Below are 19098 nucleotides of genomic sequence, written 5' to 3'. Positions count from 1 at the left end.
CGGCCGGAGGCGCGAAGCCTCCGAAGAGCGGCATCCGACTTGTCTCCGTGTGTTAGCCTTTGCAAACATAGTAACTTGCAAAAATAATCATAAATTTTGATTCTCTGAAAATAATTCTTACTTTTGTCCCTATATTATAGCAACAATATGGCAAAAGATAAGATTGCATACGTTTGCTCCCAATGTGGACAAGAGTCAAGTAAGTGGATTGGCAAATGTCCTAATTGTGGTGAGTGGAATACTTTTAAGGAGATTAGAATTAGTAATAATTCTCAACTTTCCTCAATAGCTGTATCAACGGCCCAAACTCTCCATGGTGAGCAAAAGAAAAACAAGCCCTTACACCTACAAGATATTTCTGCCCAAGATGAACCTCGCATCAATATGAATGATGATGAGCTGAATAGAGTCTTGGGAGGAGGACTCGTTCCTGGCTCTATCGTTTTATTAGGAGGAGAACCCGGTATAGGAAAAAGTACGCTAACCCTTCAGACGATACTCCATCTTCCCAATAAGAGTGTGCTATATGTCAGCGGTGAAGAAAGTGCGCATCAGTTGAAAATGCGTGCTGACCGTATCACAACAGAGCAGAATAATAATGTTGTGATTTTGTGTGAAACTTCTTTGGAACACATCTTCAATCAAGTACTTGAAGTAAAACCAGACCTACTGATTATCGACTCCATTCAAACGATTGCTACCAATCACGTGGACAGCTCCCCAGGAAGTATCGCTCAAGTGCGAGAATGCGCAGCACTCCTGCTCCGTCTCGCAAAGACAAGTGGGATTCCAATTCTCCTCATTGGGCATATCAACAAAGAAGGCACACTTGCAGGTCCTAAGATTTTGGAACACATGGTTGATACAGTTATCCAATTTGAGGGAGACCAACATTATATGTACAGAATCTTACGCTCCATCAAGAATCGATTTGGCAGCACATCAGAATTAGGAATCTATGAAATGCAGCAAAACGGATTGCGCCCTGTGAGCAACCCGTCGGAACTTCTGCTTACACAAGATCATGATGGACTGAGCGGTATCGCTATTTCGTCTGCCATTGAGGGGGTACGCCCTTTCTTAGTAGAGACACAAGCCTTGGTATCTTCTGCTGCATACGGAACGCCACAGCGTTCTGCAACTGGCTTTGACCAACGCCGACTCAATATGTTATTGGCTGTCTTAGAGAAGAGAGTGGGCTTCAAGCTCATGCAAAAAGACGTCTTTCTCAACATAGCGGGTGGGTTACGTGTAACCGATTTGGCAATGGATTTGAGCGTGATAGCTGCAGTGTTATCCAGTAATGTGGATACTGCCATTGAAAACGGATGGTGTATGGCTGGCGAAGTAGGACTCAGCGGAGAGGTAAGACCCATCAACAGAATAGAGCAACGTATAGCCGAAGCCGAAAAGTTAGGATTCAAACACATGATTCTTCCAAAGTATAATTTGAAAGGTATCAACCCACAAAAATATCATTTAGAACTACATCCTGTTCGTAAAGTGGAGGAAGCCCTACGTGCGCTCTTCGGATAGAAACGTTTTACGAAGCAAACTTTATGGCAACTATAATAAAAGTAAGAAATAAACGTCCCAATTGGGGCAAAAATTGTTTTATCGCCGAAAATGCAACTTTAGTAGGCAACATTATCATGGGTGACGACTGTTCCATTTGGTTTTCAGCCGTACTTAGAGCCGATGTCGATGCCATACACATAGGCAATAGAGTGAACATTCAAGATGGAGCTTGCGTACACCAGTCGCATGGCACTCCCGTCTGGATAGAAGACGATGTGTCGGTAGGGCATTTGGCTAATGTTCACGGATGTGTAATAAGGCAGGGCGCATTGATAGGAATGGGAGCTACGGTACTGGATGGAGCAGAAATCGGGGCTGGTGCCATTATTGCTGCCAATGCTTTGGTGACACAGGGCACTCATGTAGGCGCACACGAAATTTGGGCTGGCATACCTGCACGCTGCATCAAGAAGGCAATGCCTGGACAGGCAGAAGAATATGCCAAACATTATATGGAAGCCAAACAGTGGTATCTGTAAGTCTATCTCCCAATATTGAAACAGCTTTTTACGCTTTGAGCTAACAAGTTCCTATTAGACGAGCTGATAAGTTATTAGCAAGCAGTTAATTTACTTATTTGCTTATCAACTCATCAGATACTTGCCATTTGTTTCGTCACAATGTTGACGTTTTTCTTATCAAGCCTTTTCACAAGATTTTTGTTACTTTCGCGCTTTTCTTTGTGAAAACATCATTCTTCATGAAAGAGCCATGTGGATGATACGTAATTTTCGGTTGAACGTTTGTAGATTTCTTTAGTTTTGCTACCTTTGCATATCTATGATAGTTTGTATTGCAGAAAAACCCAGCGTAGCCAAAGACATTGCACGCATCATCGGTGCCCATAGCTCAAAAAACGGCTATATGGAGGGCAATGGTTACCAAGTAACTTGGACTTTCGGACATCTGTGTTGCCTGAAAGAGCCTAACGACTATTGTGACAATTGGAAGCACTGGAGCTTGGCAGCTCTGCCCATGTTGCCGCCTCGCTTTGGCATCAAGCTCATTGACGATGAAGGCATCAAACGACAATTTGCTATCATTGAGCAACTCATGCAACACGCCGACAGCATCATTAACTGTGGAGACGCTGGGCAAGAGGGAGAACTGATACAGCGATGGGTCATGCAAAAGGCTCAAGCCAAATGTCCCGTGAAGCGATTGTGGATAAGCTCTATGACCGATGAGGCTATTCGTGAGGGATTCAACAAACTGAAAGAGCAATCGGCATACGAGCCACTCTATTTGGCTGGTCTGTCTCGTGCCATCGGTGATTGGATATTAGGAATGAACGCAACCCGACTGTACACCCTGAAATATGGCAAGAACCGACAGGTGCTAAGCATAGGGCGAGTACAAACACCTACCTTGGCTCTTATCGTTAATAGACAGAAAGAAATAGATAACTTTAAGCCAGAAACATACTGGGTTTTGGCAACTATCTACCGCGACACAACGTTTACAGCTACTAAAGGTCGCTTTGACAAAAAAGAAGAAGGCGAAGCTGCTTTCAAAACTATTGAAGGTGAACCGTTTACTGTTACCGATGTGCAAAAGAAAAAAGGTACAGAAGCTCCGCCAAAGCTCTACGATCTCACCTCGCTGCAAGTAGATTGCAACAAGAAGTTTGGTTATTCGGCTGAGATGACACTCAACCTTATCCAAAGTTTATACGAAAAAAAATATACCACCTATCCACGTGTAGACACCCAATATCTCTCGGACGACATTTATCCCAAATGTCCGCAAACCATGAACGGACTCTATCAAACGAAGATACAAAGCAAGACGGTCTATGCTGAACTGATAAAACCCTTGGGCGGAAAGGCTCTGAAGAAATCTAAAAAAGTATTCGATTCCTCAAAAGTCACCGATCACCATGCCATCATCCCCACAGGCGTACCGCCCATGGGACTGTCGAATATGGAAGAAAACGTATTCGACCTCATTGCTCGACGCTTTATTTCAGTGTTCTATGACGATTGCAAATTCGCCACTACCACCGTGTTGGGGAAAGTAAAAGAGATAGAATTCAAGGTAAGCGGCAAAGAGATATTGGAGCCAGGATGGAGAGATGTGTACGCTAAAAATCCGAACGAAGACGATGACGCTGATGAGAAGACTACCGATGAAGAACGCACTCTACCCACGTTCGTAAAGGGTGAGAGCGGAGAACACATCCCTACGCTGACCGAGAAGCAAACCACTCCGCCGAAACACTACACCGAAGCCACCCTGTTGCGTGCCATGGAAACGGCAGGAAAGTTTGTAAACGATGAAGAATTACGTGCTGCCTTGAAAGAAAATGGCATTGGACGACCCTCATCACGTGCCAGTATCATTGAAACATTATTCAAGCGAAAATACATCCAACGCAATCGCAAACGTATTGTAGCAACTTCCTTAGGAATACAACTCATCGATATTATCAAAGAGAAACTGCTTACCAGCTGTGAACTCACTGGCATTTGGGAAAAGAAATTGCGCGACATAGAGCACCAAAAATACGATGCAGCACAGTTTGTAAACGAATTGAAAATACAAATCAACCAAATAGTAAACGACGTACTTCGCGACAACAGTCGGCAACTGGGATAAAAGGATATGAAGAAACAAGCATTACACCATTTTTTATTTATATATCAGACTGTACTCATCGGACTGTTATTAGTGAGTTGTGGTGCCGAACGAAGTATGAAAAAGGGTGAACAGTTTTTGACGATAGGTGAATATTACGATGCTGCTGCACAATTCAAGAAAGCCTACAGGCAAACCCCTCCCAAGGAACGTACCCTGCGTGGACAGCGAGCCAGTCGCATGGCACTGTGCTATGACCGCCTAAATGCGACCCCACAAGCCATTGCAGCCTATCGCAATGTTATCAGGTATCAGCAAGACGATGTACAAACACATTTTGCATTGGCTCAACAACTCTTGCGCAATGGCAATTACAAAGAGGCTGAAAAAGAATTCGCCTTGGTGTTAGACAGCATGCCCAACCATGTCTTGGCACAAGAGGGATTGCGCTCTGCCCAACAAGCTCCAGCATGGAAAGAAAGTGGCAGTAGATACACCGTGAAGAAGATGAACGTGTTTAACTCTCGACACGCAGACTATTCACCCATGCTTTGGGGCGATGATTATAACCAATTATATTTTACTTCGACCAGAAAAGAAGCTACAGGAAACAACCTAAGTGGCATCACGGGATGCAAACCTGCAGACATATTTGCATCCGTAAAAGACGACAAAGGAAATTGGAGCAAACCCGAAGTAGTGCAAGGTGGCTTGAACACTGATGCCGAAGAAGGGGCTTGTGCCTTTAGTCCTGATGGACGAGAGATGTACCTAACGCAATGCACAACCGATGCTACACGCCCACGCTATGCAAAAATTGTAGTATCGAGCAGACAAGATGCGGCTTGGGGAAAGGCGAACGAATTACCTATCACGCAAGACACTCTTTCGAGTTATGCACATCCAGCAGTTTCACCCGATGGGCAATGGTTATATTTTACCTCTGACATGCCGGGAGGAATGGGAGGTATGGACATTTGGCGAGTACGCTTAACGGCTGCAGGGTTGGGAGGTGTCGAAAATCTTGGTGCACCCATTAACACATCCGGCAATGAAATGTTCCCTACATTCAGACCTAACGGCGACCTTTACTTTTCAAGTGATGGGCATCCTGGCTTTGGAGGATTGGATGTTTTTATTGCCATACCCAATCACCAACGCTCAGCTAACAATGCTCTGAAAGACAGTTTACAGTGCTATGCGCCAACTAAAGATAAGGATGCAACTGCACCCTATCGCTTAGTTCACCCAGGATATCCTCTCAATTCTGAAGGAGATGATTTTGGATTGACGTTTGAAGGTCCTTATAATCGTGGTTTCTTCTCGTCTAATCGGAATAATGGACGTGGATGGGATCAAATTTATTGGTTTGAAAATCCTGAAATCATACAGAGTATTAAAGGTTGGGTGTACGAGAAAGATGGCTATGAACTCCCTTCAGCTCAAGTGCGTATTGTGGGGAGTGACGGAACGAACGAGGTGTTAAGCGTAAACAGTGACGGCTCGTTTACATATGTGATACAGCCAAAAGTTGATTATTTGCTGCTCGCTACCTGTAAAGGTTTTCTTAATCATACGGAAGAATTGCAGGTAGAACCAGTAAAGGAATCGAAAGAATATACCCTACAATTTCCTTTAGCATCAATCACCGTACCAGTACTGATAGATAACATCTTCTACGACTTTGACAAAGCCACGCTGCGTTTGGAGTCTAAAAAAGCCTTGGACGATTTGGTAAAGCTACTTAATGAAAACAGTCATGTGACTATTGAGCTAAGCGCACACTGCGATTATAAAGGTTCGAAAGAATATAACCAGCGATTAGCGCAAAGACGAGCCGAAGCTGTAGTGCGATACCTCATTGACAAGGGCATTGCAAAAGACCGCTTGAAACCCGTTGGGTACGGCAAGGAAAAGCCAAAGACTATCCGCAAGAAACTGACTGAGCGTTACCCTTGGCTCAAAGAGGGAGATGTGCTATCTGAAGAGTTCATCAAAACATTGGATGCGGAAAAACAGGAGATATGCAACCAACTGAACCGCAGAACAGAATTTAGTGTACTACGGACTACCTATAATATGTTTGACGAGCAAGGCAAGCTGAAGAAGCAATCCAAGAATAAACAACAAAACCCATCGCTGTCGAAAAACGAAGATACGCCTATCATCTTTGTGCAGTAACTCATTCTAAGCGGACCATTAAATACTTAAACGCACCATAAAGGAATGTGTCACACTTTCATTTCCTGCGATTAAAGTCTTTTGTAATTTACAGTGCTTTCATTAAAGGATGATTTTTCACAACAAAACGCACCAAAAATACAGCGAATGTAAAATTATCAGTATGCTTCATAGAAGGCTCGCCAATGCTGAATTTTCTTTACAAAGTGCCTCTCATAACTCGCGTATTTACAACCAACGTCAAAGTTGGTCGCAAATACGCGAAAAATGAGCGAGTTTCATAACTGTTTGACAATAAACACATTACGTTTAAGTCTTCTCTTTTTATTGCCATTTTTACCATTTCTTGGCTACTAAAGCATTGAGATAAGCCAACAATTTGCATGCTTTAATGCACTTGAAGCATGTGAATAACGCCGCTAATGTATGTTTCCAAGGGCGTTAAATCAACGTTCTAACTTGAAAAGACGTTTATTTTGTTCAAATCAGCACATTTTTACATGTCGTTTGCCTATTATTTTTTTCTATTTTGAAAATTTTAGATGGTCGTTTTTTGGTAAATTTATAGGACAAAAAGCAACGAACACCTTTACAAAGAATCACCTTGGTTGCGATAACCAACATCTCTATTAAAAATATAAAAACCAGAGATAAGAGCCAACACTAATGCGAGCATATAAACGGTGAGAGGTGACGTAGAGTCTAAATCAAATGAAGCCCAAAAACCGTGAATGTCGCCAATAAAATTGTTGGCAACGGTACGCAGTTGCTCCATGGCATCACTCAACGCCAAGAAGGCGATGCCCACCAAAGTACAGAACCAAAACCATACCTGATTAGCTTTCAAGAATCTACGCGGTAATTGGCGCATTACTTGCTGACTAAATCCGTTGTCGGGTATATTGATGGCATACTCTTCAAAAAAAGTCTTTAATAAATCATCATCTTTTTCCGTCATATCCATTATTTCTTAAATAATTTGCGAGTTTTTGTTTTCCTCTAAACAAGTGTGACTTTACTGTCCCACTTGCCAATCCCAATATTTCTGCTATTTTGTCTATCGATTCTCCTTCCATGAGTTGCAAGGTAACACAAAGACGTTCTTGGTCGTTCAGAATGTCAAGAGCCTCTGCCAAGTCCATCTTCAAATATCCATGACTCGCCTCAGCATGTTTGCCACTCACCGAAGGTGTGTCAATATCCTCTGTCTGTTTCCTGCGACGCGTATAATCGTAAAACACATTGTAGGCAATGCGAAATAGCCAAGTAGAGAATTGTGACTGTCCCTTGAATTGCGCTAAATGTGTGTAAGCTTTAATAAAAGTGTCTTGCGCCAAGTCGTCACTCAACGCTTCATCGCCCTTCGTCTGTACCAGCAGAAAACGCCGAATAGGCGACTGGTATTTCACAACAAGCTTGTCAAAGCTGTGCTTATCGTGAAATACAGTCACCTGCTGAACCAGAGAAAGATCGTTGACTTGTTCCACCTTATTCTATTTTGTCATTGTCCTTGCGAGAGGTTTTGGCAATAACGAGCTGACCAATACCAAAACAAATCAGTAAACAGCCAATGCCAATAAGCGTGTTCGAACCCCAAATGCTAAACATAATAACAAGTCCTGTACCAGTAGCGATATGCGTAATTCCCCCTTTCCATAGATAATCACTGTTTCTCGCTGTCGTTGGTTTAACATCCTCTGGAATAGGTTGTCCTGAAGCAATGGCTTGTTGTGCTATATCTACACGGTCATTATGTCGCTTGATGAGATAGCGTAGAAGTACAATGATAACAATAAATGGAAGTGCAAAAAAGAGAAAAACGATGGTGATGGCAAAGATAGCTAAAAAAATACCACCAATATTCCATCCAATGTTTTTATTCCAAAACGTAAATGGGTCGCTGTCCCAATTCTCATCATCAGCAGAGTTAGCATACGCGGCAGTATTATCTACTATATTTGCGGTATCGTTGCTAACCGAAGAAGTTGTGTCTGAATACGCTTCTACCCCTTGTTTGGCTGTATCTGTCACAGCTATTGTAGTAGCTGTCTGTTGATGGTTGCGATGCTTCCCTTGTGCTTGCATCCCTGAGATGCTGAGGGTAAGCAACATGGATAACATTAATAAATACTGTTTCATTTTCTTCAATCCTTTTTGTTTAACATCTATATGACGATATGTAACGATGTTTTGTTGCAAAGAAACATTTTTTTTCCTAATTTTGCAAAAACAATTCAATAAAACAAACAAAAAGGATGGTGCTTCCTGAAGCATTCGAAAATTACACTCGAGCGATGATGGGCGATGATTTATTTGCTCACTTCGCACATTCCATGCAACAAGATGCCACAGCTTTCGTACGGCTCAATCATTACAAGTGCCCTACGGCAAAGATGGCATTAGCTGCGTCAAAGGTGCCATGGTATAAATATGGCTACGCTTTAGACGCTCGTCCTGCTTTTACATTCGACCCGTTGTTTCATGCAGGCTTATATTATGTTCAGGAACAATCGTCCATGTTTTTAGCACAAGTTCTGCGCCAATTTGTTCAATCGCCTGTGAGAATGCTCGATATGTGTGCTGCCCCCGGCGGGAAATCAACCTTAGCCCGATTAGAATTACCCAAAGGTAGTACACTCGTCTGTAATGAACCCAACAGAAGTCGTGTACAAATACTGAACGAAAATGTACAAAAATGCGGACATCCAGAGGTGATGATTACCAACAACTATCCGAAAGAAATACGCCAATCGGGATTAAGGTTTCAAGTGATTCTATGTGATGTACCCTGCTCTGGCGAAGGGATGTTTCGTAAGAATGCCAACGCAATTGGCGAATGGAGTGTAGATAATGTCAACAAATGCCAACAGCTGCAGCGTGAGATTGTTGCCGAGGCGTGGCAATGCTTGGAACCTAACGGCTTACTCATCTACTCTACCTGTACATTTAACACCAAAGAGAACGAAGAAAATGTAGCTTGGATTTGCCAAGAGTTAGGTGCTACAACCTTGAAAGTAAAGGTAGAGGAAGATTGGAATATTATGGGAAATCTTTTATCTGTCCCTGCCACCGAGGATACAACCAACAAGGAGTCAAAACATTCATCTGCATTCAACGTCTATCGCTTTATTCCTGGCTATCAAGATAAACCCGGCAACATCTATGGAGAGGGGTTGTTCATAGCTGTGCTACGCAAGGAAGGAACATCTCAACCCATGACAGAAAAGACAAGTAAGCAGAAAATGCCCCGTCAACATTCAGATAACAAACTATCCGTCCCTACACATTGGTTACAGGAAAGTCAACACTTTAACTTTACATGGGTGAAGAATGAGCTGTGGGCTATCCCGCCATCGTTACATTCGCAATACCAACAAGCAGCTCGAAGCTTGCGAGTCATTGCCGCAGGTATCAATCTATTGCAGCTAAAGGGCAGATCATTCATTCCCTCACAAGGTTTGGCACTCTCCAGTTGTCTGTCTCCCACTGCCTTTCCTCGTGTTGAGTTATCTTATGCGGATGCCATTCAATATCTTGGACGCAACACGATAACACTCCCTCCCAACACTCCACAAGGCTTTATATTGGTAACTTATCAAAACGTGGCATTGGGGTTTGTCAAAAATATGGGCAACCGTGCAAACAATCTCTATCCCTCTGAGTGGCGTATACGTAGCACCCATAGCCCAGAAAATATAACGCAAATTATAACCGTGTGAATAATGAGGCAGACTTTCAACATGACAATCAACAGTTTCATCGCACAGACGCATGACTTGTCAAACATTCTTTTATTCAACTGCAAATAAATCATCTCAATATGCAACCTTATTTGAATTTACTACAACGCATCTTAGACGAAGGTATAGAAAAGACAGATCGTACAGGAACAGGTACAAAAAGCATCTTCGGACATCAAATGCGCTTTAACTTAGAAGACGGATTTCCACTGCTTACCACGAAGAAACTACATCTCAAATCTATCATTTATGAACTGCTATGGTTTCTTAAAGGCGACACCAACATTAAATATTTGAAAGAACATGGTGTACGTATTTGGGATGAATGGGCAGACGAAGATGGCAATCTTGGACCTGTGTATGGACATCAATGGCGTTCGTGGCCTGATTATAACGGTGGAACTATCGACCAAATTCAAAATGTTATCAATCTAATTAAACATCATCCAGACAGTCGAAGAATGATGGTTACGGCGTGGAATCCTGCAGAAATAGAACAAATGGCTTTGCCACCATGTCACTGTTTGTTTCAGTTTTACGTAGCCGATGGCAGATTGTCCTTACAACTCTACCAACGTAGTGCCGACACTTTCTTAGGCGTTCCATTCAATATTGCATCTTACGCCTTACTGCTGCAAATGATGGCACAAGTGACGGGATTAAAAGTTGGCGAGTTTATTCACACAACTGGTGACACACACCTATACTTAAACCATATAGAGCAAGCCAAACTACAGTTGACACGCACTCCACGCACGCTGCCACAAATGAAACTCAATCCTGATGTTAAAAGTCTGTTTGATTTCCAATATGAGGATTTTGAGCTACAAAACTACAACCCATGGCCTCATATCAAGGCAGATGTTGCAGTATAATACAATGAAATGGACAAAGAAAAAGAGGGAAGGAAACTCTAAAAGGAGAAATAAAAGATTAATTTTATCCTCTTTGCATTTTCCTCATTCAAACCTAAAATTAATATAATATATCTATTATGACCATCACACTTATCGCTGCCGTGGCTCGCAATCGCGCTATTGGCTATGAAAATAAATTACTATATTGGTTGCCGAACGACTTGAAACGGTTTAAAGCCCTCACCACAGGACACACTGTGATAATGGGGCGACACACTTTTGAGTCATTACCCAAAGGTGCATTACCCCACCGTCGTAACATTGTATTAAGTCGTTCGCAATCTCATTTTGAAGGCTGCGAAACATTTTCATCTATTGAGGAGGCGCTTCATCATTGTCAAGAAGATGAAGACATCTATGTGATAGGTGGAGCACACGTTTACCAGCAAACCATTCAATATGCCGACAGACTGTGCCTTACCGAGGTAGACGATGTGCCAACGCATGCCGATGTTTTTTTCCCCTCATACGACAACTGGAAAGAGGTATCGCGTGAAGAGCATCAAATCGATGAGAAACATGCCTTTGCATACGCATTTGTGAATTATGAAAAAATGCGCTAACTATATTTCCTACAGTTAGCGCAAATCATTATTCATCAAGCACGGGCGCAATGGCACCATCATCTAAATCAGCCACCGTTGGATCGATGTATCCCAAGGACTTTAAGATGCCTTTCCCCGAAGTTGTATATTTGGGCATACCTGCTGGTTCGCCACCAATAACATCGTAGAAATATAGTTTATAAGTATCACCCATCTGCGTTCCTACTATCAGATAATCGAAGCCTGCTGTTTCATGTAGAAAATAGCGGTTACTTAAGAATGTAATCTTTTCGTTTGCGGGAAGACCTTGGAACTTTAGTTCTTTCTCGCTTAATGGACCGACAAGATTATAAGAATAAATCTTATTCTGATCCACAGCATAGGCGATTGTAGCGGATTTTGCACAAATTGCGCGCAAAGAAGCCTTAGCATAGTGAGAATTAGGATCAATCACTTTGACATTCTTAAGGTCAGCCTTATCCCAATCAGGAGATATTTCATACATCAACTTTTGATGATTCCTTTGATCTTCGAATAAGAAATACGCCTTTTCTGCATTGGCATCGGCAAAATTATGTCCTGCATATATACACTCCAACTCATTGAGTCCTTTAGTTTTGTATTCTATCTCCTCGTTACCAACTGTTACTTTTTTACCCGTCACATCTATAATATTGCCATTATAATCAATCATGGTCAAGCTATGATCAGGTAATGACCAATATATCATGTTATTAGCAACATTTCCTGAGCCCTGCACAATATGTTTGCTGGCACCATAGCCTGCAAGTTCTCCTAATATTCCAATGCCTCTTTGACTTGCTGTATAACCATGGAATAATCCTTTATTGGTTAGAAAGAATTCTGTAAAGAAGCCTCGCACCACACGATAAGGTTTAAGGTCTGGCACCTGTTCATAATAAAAGTTAGAATTATCTTTTAGCGTCTTGCAATCAAGGGCACGAATCCAATAAACTTTATCATTTTCTGTTGTAATACACAAAAAGTTATCACCTGCTTTATCATCAGTTTTAGGATCTATGTATCCCAGTTGATGATTGATGTCAAGTGCTCGTGGTTTGCCTGGCAAGGCTTGTCCCTGATTTGATTTGATGACATCTGCCAACAGCTTGTTTGATTTAGAAATAAATAAATCTACGTCGGTATTTCCATCGACTGTCTCTTTTAAAATATAAAAACCGTGAGAGAGTGCCGATTGCGTAAGTAGAGAAGTGACTGCCTGTTGAAAATAACCAGTACTCTTTGATTTGACTGTTAATATAAAAGTGTACTCTCCATCGCTCAGACTTACTGGATAATCTAAGTTTTGTTCATGACCTATTGTATCGGGTTGAACATAATAACCATTTCCTTTCTTATCAGTTTTTTCTCGATCTGCATCTCTTGTATCATAACAAGTCCACGTGTATGTGAGATCAGAAGGTGCGAAGCTACTTTCAACTGTAGGATTAATTTGTAATTTATCTCCAGAATAAGAAATAGCATGATAACCCTTTTCTACTCCAGCTATATGGATAAAGTTATCAAGACCAACTGTGGTTGAATTGTCCTCCGTACAGGCAGAGAACAGCGATAGACATGCTATCAATAATATGGCATATTTTTTCATTGTGTCAATATATTAATCAGTTGTTATTTTCCAATCGTAACTAACGTTCCATCGGCTTCTTTCAACATAGGCTTACCTTCTGCCTTGCGCTCGTTGTTGAGTTTTTCCAATGCACGTTTTAACTTACTTTGCAGATATCGCGTATAAACCTGATCAGCAAAGAGTGTTTGTAAGAATTGAGCATCCCACTTCTTTCCTGTTACATCCATCATAAACTGATGTTTCACTGGTCCCCATTTGCCAAAGTAATGATTCATAAACCCACTCCAATTAGAAGGTCGGTTGAGCTTATTAGTAATAGTTACTTGTATGAAGTTTTGCTCTTGATAACCAGGCATAAACGTTCCATTCGGTTCTACAACGATTCGCAGATTATAAATAGCATCGTCTAAAGAAGGGTCTCGAAGTAAAATGATAGGCACATCAACACTCACCGCATTGGCTGGAACAACAAGATAAGGCTCTATCTCTTTTGAATTAAGAGCCACATAATGCTTGCCAGGTTCGGCATTGTTCTTTACAAAGGGAATTTGCTTAAGCTTAAATTGACGAGGTTTATCAGAAAGATACCCCATTGTTTTGAGTTTAATCCAAACGGTATCTTTTTGTTTTCCACCAGAAAAGGCAAAAGAATAGTTAACGAGCGTATCTTCTCGATATTGTATATCGAAATTAAGATAAGCTTGCTGGTCACTGTAAAGCGGCAAGTCCTCCTCACAAGAAGAAAGAATTGCAACTATCGCAAATATTGGAAATAATATCTTTTTCATCTTTGCTATCATTTAGTAGGTTTCTTATTAGGATTTGACTCAGAAGTTGGCAAAGGCAAGATGTAGTTTTCCTCTGTCATAGACTTCCGCATAAACATCAGTTGTTTGGTTCCCGTGCGTTTATACGCATAAAACATAACACCCTCTGCATAGAACTCTCGGTGATAGTCTTTCATCACTTCTTCTTTCACAGCCTCTAACGATTTAAAGCCTTCAGTGACATTCACATTGTGCGATGCCATATAGGTTTTATACAAAGAATTCGCTTCTGCTAAGTCGTTGGTACTCTCCATAGCGATAAGATACATCTCTGACATTCGTATCAATGGCATGAATTGTAGCTTCGTCATTAGTTTAGAAAGTTGATCTGACCGTTCATAGTCTCCTGGATTATAACTATATTTAAGTAAGGTAGGGAACTTCGTTCCTGTCACATCTGATGATGCTTTATTCCATACTTTCAGATAACGGTTATCACTCGTTGTGTTTGCTCCATCATAAAGAATTTTGTTCAGCATGTCGAGCGTTATCACCAAGTTTCTGTCACCTGTTACTTGTCCATTATATCCATGCATCATCTCTGGTAGATAGTCGGCTATTTTGTTATTACTCAAAGCAAAGATACACTCATTGGGCAAACTATAGTAATGCTTTTTAATGTCTTCAATTCCTGATAACTCCATAAATGGCTTACCTGCCACTTTAGCATCAATCACATATCTGGCCTCTTGATGTGCTTTCTCCAATTGTCCTATATACAGATACATTCGTGCTTTCAATGCTCTAACAGCAAAGTAGTTTAGTCGGAATTGGCGGAACTGCATAAAATCATCTTCAGGAACAGTTGCCTCTTTTACCATATTATTCAATACATCATAGTTGTATGTTTGGATGGGATCCGAACCATTCAATAACTTTTCCGCTTCGTTCAAGTCTTTTTCAAGTTGAGCTACATACTCATTAAAGTTCAGATAAGGTGCTTCATACTCGATACCAGTACCAAGTGCGTAAGGCAACATGACTTGCCGTGTAGGATTCTGTGGCATCTGACCAAACAATCTTAACACATCAAAATGACAATAAGCACGAAGAGCATAAGCTTCACCAAGAATCACCTTCCGTATTTGATCATCACCTATAACATCTGCTTGTTGTGCATACTCTATCACCTTGTTTGCTTGTGCAATCACATTAAACAAACCACCATAAATATTACGGATAGCGTTCTCCGCATTTTGGTTCTTATAATTATGCTGGTATAAATATTTCCATCTGGGTGTCGTGTTATTCGTAGGCTCATTCCACAAGCAAGCCAGATATTCAATATCACTAATGGTAAGTCGTTCGCCATAGAGACTTCTTGATGCCATGGACGAATAACAACCCGTCAGAGCATCTTTAAAACCATCATAGTTCTTAAACATGTCTTTCTCACGTTGCTGTGATTCTGGTTGAACATCCAACCAGTCGGAGCAAGAAGTCAATCCGCTCACTACCAACGTGACTGTCAATATTGTATTGATAAACTTATTCATAGGTTTGTATTTTTAGAATGTCAATGTGATAGATCCCTGTACGTTTCGAGCAAATGGATAACTTGTTCCTCGTTCGTATTTAACAGAAGACCAATAAGCTAAATTCGATGCATTGATGCCGAACACCAAAGATTCAATGCCTGTCTTATCACGCAACCATTGGTTGTTCCAGCGATATTGCAATGAAACATTTTGCAGTTCGAGCATTCGGTCATTGAATACATAACGTGAGGTAGCTTTAGTAGGTTCATTGCTAATCGCTTTGAAGAAGCTAACATTGCCAGGTTGTAACCAACGTTGCGAGAGTACTCGTTCATCTACATTCTTCTCAGCTATCGTTGCTCTGCTCACCTCTACCCTGTTACGCAATGTAGAATTGTAGAGCATGCCACGCCAATGATATCCAAAGGAAGCATTGAATGTAAAGTTCTTATACATTACCATCGTACGGAAGTTGCCACGCCACAAGGGTTCTGAGCTTCCCATATATACCTTGTCCTGCGGATTCCATGTTTTAGCCAAATTCCCATTTTTGTCATAGTACACCTCTCTACCTGTACTCGGATCAATACCTGCAGAACGTACAGCATAGATAGCATTTATAGGATTGCCCTCATAGAACAGGTTACTAACTTCTGTGCCCTGTTCCAAATAACGCTTATTTTGCGCCTTAATAGCATCCGAGAGCTTGATAATTTTATTACGGTTATAAACTATTTGTCCACCTATCATCCAGTTTAATTCTCGTTGATAGTCACGTATGATATAAGCGTTCAGAGAGGCTTCAATACCTTTGTTGTTCATTTCACCAATATTGGCTGTATAGTTTGAAAAACCAGAACTTAAAGGTAAATCCATTGACGACAGCAAATTGGTTGTATTCTTATCATAGTAATTCAATTCTGCCATGATTCTATTCTTAAACAAGCCAATTTCTGTACCAATATTGATTTCGCGTGTATTCTGCCAAGTAAGTGAAGGATTACCATATCCCATCAACTTCGCAGCCGACCATAACAGATACCTTTGGTCTGGATAATAACGATACGTCGTGTTAACACTTTCTATGGTAAAGTCTTGTGAACCAGAGATACCATAAGATGCCTTGAGACGAAGATTACTAAAGACATTCAGCTCTTTCATAAACTTCTCGTTGTGAAGATTCCACCCTACACCGAGACTATAAAAAGGAGCGAAACGTTTCTCACTACCGAACTTGGAGTTGCCATCAACACGGAAAGAGAAGTCGGCATAATAACGATTGTCAAATGTATAGTTAGCATTACCCGTTACTCCAACCATTCGCACCATTGACCTATCGCCCCTTGGTGAGCCCTGATATAGATATTGCTTGGCATTTGCCATAAAACTTAAATTCGCATTAGAAAAGCCCTCTGCCTCAAAAATGTAATCTGTTAAGTTTCTTTGCGAAATACTATAATCGAGTCCCACATACACTTGATGCTTCTCTGCAAAAGCTTTAGAGTAGCTCAAAGTCACATTGCCACTCAACAAATCGTTTTCACCTGTTCCATAACGGTAATACCCTTTTCGTAGCAAACCTGCAGCCGTGTTATATTCCTTCGCATTAAAATAAGAATGCTCAGCTGGCAAGAATCGATCTGAATGGTTGCGGTTGGTAGAAACACCTATTTTACCTCGCAGACGCAGGGCATCCGTAATGAGCCATTCAATAGAGAAGTTGTTGATGAATGTTTGATAAGCAGATGAGTTAATACTGTTGAGCGAAGCGTCATACAACGGATTTGGCAAAGGCTCCTCACCAATATATAAACTGGGGAAAGAAGGTACCAAATGCCCTTTTCGGTTGTAAGGAGAAAAATATGGTATGGCATCTACATAAGAACTAAACGACCCATATTTGCTTTCATCTGCCTTGTTACTTGCAAAACTGGTATAATTCCTAAAGATAAGATTTTTCACAGAATACAAAAGTGTGATGTCGCCAGTAATAGTTCGTCGGTTACTGGCTTTCATTGCTCCCTCAATTCCGTTATAACCCAATGATGCTGCCCATCTAAATGCTTGTGCGCCACCATCTAATTGCACATTATAACGCTGTCCTACACCCGTGCGCACAGGTTTGTGAATCCAATCTGTATCTATGCCATCAATTACATTTTTCAACCGATTGTTGTACACCTCATTATATTCCAATTGTAATTTTTGACGCTCACGAGAATACAGCCCTGCTTTTACTTCCAAGTCTAACTTCTGTGCTGCATTGAGCAAATGATAACTTGAAAGGTCTGGAATTTCAAGACTCAAACCTGCTTTGGCTGTTACTCTCAGCTTTCCTTCCTTTGGCTGTTTCGTAATCACTACAATTACTCCATTGGCACCTCGTGATCCATAGATAGCCGTTGCTGCGGCATCCTTCAGAATGTTAATGCTCTCTATCTGCTCATCGTTGTAGTCCATTAACTTGGTAAGAGATATTTCAAAGCCATCCATGATAATCAACGGTGTATTGACCGTTTGACTGGCATTTTTGTTAAACTCTTCAACACTCATTGGCAACGACGCTGTTCCACGTATATTAATGTTTGGTAATACGTTTGGGTTACTACCTGCCAGGTTGTTAATCGGGAAATTAACAGATGCATCAATATTCTTGAGCGTTTGCAAAAGGTTGGAACCTCGATACATATCCAACTGTTTCCTATCAATTGTAGAAACAGCACCTGTATAACTTTCTTTCGCTTTACGGAAGATACCTGTCACCACCACTCCTTTGAGTTCTTTCACATCACTTTCCAAGAAAATTTTCATCTCCTTACTCACAGGAATTTGGACAGTTTTCATACCCAAATAACTAACCTCTATCTTCGTCTGTGGTTTTACATCAACATCCAAATGGAAAGCACCATCCACATCGGTTACTCCCTTTACATCAGTACCTATCACTTTAATCTGCGCACCAATGACAGGTTGATTGGTGTCTTTTTCGTAGACATATCCTTTTATGGTTTGCTTCTTTTGTCCTTCTGGTTTTTGCAAACCGTTTGTAGAGGCAGATCGTGTCATCACTTTGATAAGTTTACCTGCAATAGTGTACTTCAAGTTTGTGGTACGAAGGGCTTGCTCCACTATAGAAGGGACTGTGACATTTGTCACATCCAATGTCACCTTATACTTGGACACCTCTTCATTGTCATAAACAAACTTGTAATCGGAATGACTTTCCAATCGCTGAAAAACACTTATTAGGGCTTCATCATTAAAACTCATGGTTAGTTTCGCTTGGCTTTGTGCACTAAGCGGAATGGACATGAGTAAAAAAGAAGCCAAAATAGAAAAGAACAGAAAGGTTTTTTTCATAAATTGATTTGTGTTTAATTAATATTCCATATCTTTCTTCACCAAAGCTTTTCACACTTTGAGAAACAAATCACAACATAAATAGTAATCATGCTGAATAAGTATTCCCTGGTAAAATTGCTTCCTAAAAAATATCTTTTATTTCTTTTTGCAAATATACATAATTTACTTTGATTTTAGCACAAATTGACATAATTTTTACCAAATTGAGACCTCTGCAAAACTCATTGTTCAAAGTTTGCTCATTTCATCATATTTTTGTACCTTTATAGTATGAAACAAC

General features: G+C 40.9%; 14 protein-coding genes. 7 read left to right on the top strand and 7 right to left on the bottom strand.

Translation table 11 applies throughout. The annotated features are described in order from the left end of the window. The first annotated feature begins 147 nt into the window (after positions 1–147). From radA to DEM91_RS09475, 4 genes are all read left to right on the top strand, one after another. Positions 148–1536 (top strand): DNA repair protein RadA, encoded by a 1389-nt coding sequence (radA, locus tag DEM91_RS09490; protein WP_249858767.1) that lies wholly within the window; start codon positions 148–150, stop codon positions 1534–1536. A gap of 23 nt (positions 1537–1559) precedes the next feature. Further along, a complete protein-coding gene (locus DEM91_RS09485) occupies positions 1560–2057 on the top strand; it encodes a gamma carbonic anhydrase family protein (RefSeq protein ID WP_036928228.1) in 498 nt (165 codons plus the stop codon). 301 nt (positions 2058–2358) lie between these two features. Further along, positions 2359–4176, top strand: coding sequence for a DNA topoisomerase 3 (locus DEM91_RS09480; RefSeq protein ID WP_249858766.1), 1818 nt, complete (start codon positions 2359–2361; stop codon positions 4174–4176). A 6-nt stretch (positions 4177–4182) separates the two neighbouring features. Further along, complete coding sequence (locus DEM91_RS09475) at positions 4183–6336, top strand: OmpA family protein (RefSeq protein ID WP_249858765.1); 2154 nt, start codon at positions 4183–4185, stop codon at positions 6334–6336. Between the two features lie 589 nt (positions 6337–6925). On the opposite strand, the gene DEM91_RS09470 is transcribed toward DEM91_RS09475, so the two are convergent. From DEM91_RS09470 to DEM91_RS09460, 3 genes are read right to left on the bottom strand one after another with little or no spacing between them, the layout of a single operon-like run. Beyond that, positions 6926–7294 carry a DUF5056 domain-containing protein gene (locus DEM91_RS09470; RefSeq protein ID WP_249858764.1) on the bottom strand — a complete coding sequence of 123 codons (369 nt, stop codon included), beginning with the start codon at positions 7292–7294 and terminating at the stop codon, positions 6926–6928. Further along, positions 7278–7823, bottom strand: a complete 546-nt coding sequence (locus DEM91_RS09465; RefSeq protein ID WP_249858763.1) for an RNA polymerase sigma factor — start codon at positions 7821–7823, stop codon at positions 7278–7280. Before DEM91_RS09465 ends, DEM91_RS09470 begins: the two co-directional genes overlap by 17 nt. Before the next feature lies 1 nt (position 7824). Further along, a complete protein-coding gene (locus DEM91_RS09460) occupies positions 7825–8475 on the bottom strand; it encodes a DUF6249 domain-containing protein (RefSeq protein ID WP_249858762.1) in 651 nt (216 codons plus the stop codon). A 116-nt stretch (positions 8476–8591) separates the two neighbouring features. Between DEM91_RS09460 and DEM91_RS09455 the strand changes: the two genes are divergently transcribed. From DEM91_RS09455 to DEM91_RS09445, 3 genes are all read left to right on the top strand, one after another. Further along, complete coding sequence (locus DEM91_RS09455; protein WP_249858761.1) at positions 8592–10055, top strand: methyltransferase RsmF C-terminal domain-like protein; 1464 nt, start codon at positions 8592–8594, stop codon at positions 10053–10055. Between the two features lie 101 nt (positions 10056–10156). Then, the gene (locus DEM91_RS09450) at positions 10157–10951 is read left to right on the top strand and encodes a thymidylate synthase (RefSeq protein WP_249858760.1); all 795 of its coding nucleotides are present in this window, start codon (positions 10157–10159) and stop codon (positions 10949–10951) included. A 119-nt stretch (positions 10952–11070) separates the two neighbouring features. Next, on the top strand, positions 11071–11556 hold the full coding sequence (locus DEM91_RS09445) for a dihydrofolate reductase (RefSeq protein ID WP_249858759.1): 486 nt from the start codon (positions 11071–11073) through the stop codon (positions 11554–11556). A 28-nt stretch (positions 11557–11584) separates the two neighbouring features. On the opposite strand, the gene DEM91_RS09440 is transcribed toward DEM91_RS09445, so the two are convergent. Genes DEM91_RS09440 through DEM91_RS09425 form a run of 4 tightly spaced genes read right to left on the bottom strand, consistent with a single transcriptional unit; the run spans position 11585 to position 18815 of the window. Then, positions 11585–13168, bottom strand: coding sequence for a PKD-like family lipoprotein (locus tag DEM91_RS09440; RefSeq protein ID WP_103003908.1), 1584 nt, complete (start codon positions 13166–13168; stop codon positions 11585–11587). Positions 13169–13191: 23 nt separating this feature from the next. Further along, the gene (locus DEM91_RS09435) at positions 13192–13938 is read right to left on the bottom strand and encodes a DUF4843 domain-containing protein (protein ID WP_180979223.1); all 747 of its coding nucleotides are present in this window, start codon (positions 13936–13938) and stop codon (positions 13192–13194) included. A gap of 8 nt (positions 13939–13946) precedes the next feature. Then, positions 13947–15473: a RagB/SusD family nutrient uptake outer membrane protein gene (locus DEM91_RS09430; protein ID WP_249858758.1), complete on the bottom strand. Its 1527-nt coding sequence runs from the start codon at positions 15471–15473 to the stop codon at positions 13947–13949. A gap of 12 nt (positions 15474–15485) precedes the next feature. Further along, positions 15486–18815 (bottom strand): SusC/RagA family TonB-linked outer membrane protein, encoded by a 3330-nt coding sequence (locus tag DEM91_RS09425; RefSeq protein ID WP_103003905.1) that lies wholly within the window; start codon positions 18813–18815, stop codon positions 15486–15488. Positions 18816–19098: the final 283 nt, after the last annotated feature.

It is taken from the genome of Prevotella sp. TCVGH (assembly GCF_023522295.1).
Taxonomy (GTDB): Bacteria; Bacteroidota; Bacteroidia; order Bacteroidales; family Bacteroidaceae; genus Prevotella; species Prevotella timonensis.
The sequence above is the reverse complement of the archived record's forward strand: the minus strand, read 5'-3'. Positions and strand labels throughout refer to the sequence as shown.